Raw genomic sequence first — 2,460 nt, forward strand, 5'->3', positions numbered from 1 at the left:
CTGGTGGGCGGCAGCCTGCTGCTGTACGTGCTGCGCGCCAGCGGCCTGAGCGTGCTCGACTCTACAATGGGGCATGCATTCCACGAGCCCGCCCATGCGCATCGTCCATCACCTCGAAAACTCCCGTTCGCTGCGCGTGCTGTGGATGCTGGAAGAGCTGGGCCTGGACTACGAGCTGCGCCGCTACCCGCGTGATCCGAAGACGCTGCTGGCGCCACCGGAGCTGCGGCAGGTGCATCCGCTGGGCAAGTCGCCGGTGCTGCAGGATGGCGATCTGGTGCTGGCCGAATCCGGGGCCATCCTCGACTATCTGGCCGACCGCTACGACACCCAGCGCCAGCTCTCACCCTCGCCGGTGCCGGCCGACGGTGCCGAGCGCATCGATTACCGTTATTGGCTGCACTACGCCGAAGGCTCGGCCATGCCGCCGTTGCTGCTGACCCTGGTGATCGGTCGCATCCGCAGCGCGCCGATGCCGTTCTTCGCCCGGCCGATCGCCCGCAGCATCGCCGACAAGGCCGAGCGCAGCTTCATCGGCCCGCAGCGACGCCTGCACCTGGACTGGATGGAGCGGCGGCTGACCGAGTGCCCGTGGTTCGCAGGCGACCGGTTCACCGCCGCCGACATACAGATGAGCTTCCCGATCCAGGCCGCTGCTGCCCGTGGCGGCGGCCTGGACGACAAGCCCGCGCTGCGTGCCTTCCTCGCACGTATCGGCGAACGCCCGGCGTACCAGCGTGCCGAGGCCCACGGTGGGGCCCTGCAGGCCCTGCGCGGCGATTGAGGCGCGGCCGTATCGCCCCCATCCTGCAGGCATGGATACCGACACCCCCCGTTTCGACAACCGTCTGCTGGCCGCCCTGCCGGGTGACCCTGAGGCCGGCGCGCGCCGCCGCGAGGTGCGGGGTGCGGCGTGGTCATCGGTGATGCCCACCCCGGTGGCGGCACCGTCCCTGCTGGCCTGGTCGCCCGAGGTCGCCTTGATGCTTGGCTTTGCAGCCGCAGATGTGGAAGGTGAGGACTTTGCCCGGGTGGTTGCGGGCAACGCGCTTTACGCTGGCATGCAGCCGTGGGCGGCCAATTATGGGGGCCATCAGTTCGGCCACTGGGCGGGCCAGCTGGGCGATGGCCGCGCGATCTCGCTGGGTGAACTGGTGGCTGCCGATGGCCGGCACTGGGAACTGCAGCTCAAGGGCGCCGGGCCGACGCCGTATTCGCGCGGCGCCGACGGCCGCGCCGTGCTGCGCTCATCCATCCGCGAGTTTCTGTGCAGCGAAGCCATGCATCATCTCGGCGTACCGACCACGCGCGCGCTGTCGCTGGTCGCCACCGGCGAAGAGGTGATGCGTGACATGTTCTACGACGGCCACCCGCGCGCCGAGCCGGGCGCCATTGTCTGCCGCGTCGCGCCATCGTTCATCCGCTTCGGTACGTTCGAGCTGCCGGCATCGCGCGGTGAAACCGCGCTGTTGAAGCAACTGGCCGATGCCTGCATCGCCCGTGATTTCCCTGAGCTGCAGGGCGAGGGTGAGGCGCTGTATGGCGACTGGTTCGCACAGATCGCCGTGCGCACCGCCGAGCTGATGGCGCACTGGATGCGGGTTGGTTTCGTGCACGGGGTAATGAATACCGACAACCTGTCCGTGCTGGGCCTGACCATCGACTATGGCCCATATGGCTGGGTGGAGGACTACGACCCGGACTGGACGCCCAACACCACCGATGCACAGGGCCGGCGCTATCGCTTCGGCACGCAGCCGCAGGTGGCGTACTGGAATCTCAACCGGCTTGCACAGGCGCTGTCGCCGTTGTTCGCCGACGTGCAGCCGCTGCAGGCGGGGCTGGCGGCATTCCAGAGCACGTTTGTTGCCTGCACGCGCCGCGATGCCGCTGCCAAGCTGGGCCTGGCGGCTGCCGACGACGAAGACCTGCAGCTGTACCTGCGCTGGCAGCAGCTGCTGCAGGACGGCGGCATGGACATGACCCTGGCCTGGCGCGCACTGATGCGCGTGGATGCGGCGGCGCCGGATGCCCGTGTGCTGGAGGCGGTGTACTACGACGACACGCGCCGGCAGGCCGTGCAGGCGCCGCTGCAGACGTGGCTGCAGGACTATGCCGCGCGGCTGCGTGCTGATCCGCTGCCGGCGGACATGCGGTTGGCGAAGATGGCGGCGGCCAATCCGCTGTACGTGCTGCGCAACTGGCTGGCGCAGGAAGCGATCGACCGGGCGGAGCAGGGCGACCTGGGCGGTGTGCATGCGCTGCAGCAGGTGCTGCGTGATCCGTACACGGAGCGCCCGGGGCTGGAGCACTATGCGGGCAAGCGGCCGGCGTGGGCGGACCATCGTGCAGGCTGTTCGATGCTGTCCTGCAGTTCGTAGGGGGTGTTTTGCAGGGCTTGCAGGCCTGCACCTGCTCAATGCAACGGCAACGGCCAAAGCCAGAGCGGGCATTCCGTGG

Annotated in this window: 2 protein-coding genes; both read left to right on the plus strand. The window is 68.9% G+C overall.

From position 1 onward, the window contains the following. Positions 1 to 94: 94 nt before the first annotated feature. Positions 95 to 784 carry a glutathione S-transferase family protein gene (locus ACQKDV_RS19095; protein WP_427785808.1) on the plus strand — a complete coding sequence of 230 codons (690 nt, stop codon included), beginning with the start codon at positions 95 to 97 and terminating at the stop codon, positions 782 to 784. A gap of 31 nt (positions 785 to 815) precedes the next feature. Next, positions 816 to 2,381: a protein adenylyltransferase SelO gene (locus ACQKDV_RS19100; RefSeq protein ID WP_427785809.1), complete on the plus strand. Its 1,566-nt coding sequence runs from the start codon at positions 816 to 818 to the stop codon at positions 2,379 to 2,381. Positions 2,382 to 2,460: the final 79 nt, after the last annotated feature.

This window comes from Stenotrophomonas sp. NPDC077659, from assembly GCF_050268705.1.
In the GTDB taxonomy this organism is placed as follows: domain Bacteria; phylum Pseudomonadota; class Gammaproteobacteria; order Xanthomonadales; family Xanthomonadaceae; genus Stenotrophomonas.

Coding starts and splice junctions, on each gene's coding strand:
- ACQKDV_RS19100 (WP_427785809.1), top strand. CDS start 816: ATGGATACCGACACCCCCCGTTTCGACAACCGTCTGCTGGCCGCCCTG.
- ACQKDV_RS19095 (WP_427785808.1), top strand. CDS start 95: ATGCGCATCGTCCATCACCTCGAAAACTCCCGTTCGCTGCGCGTGCTG.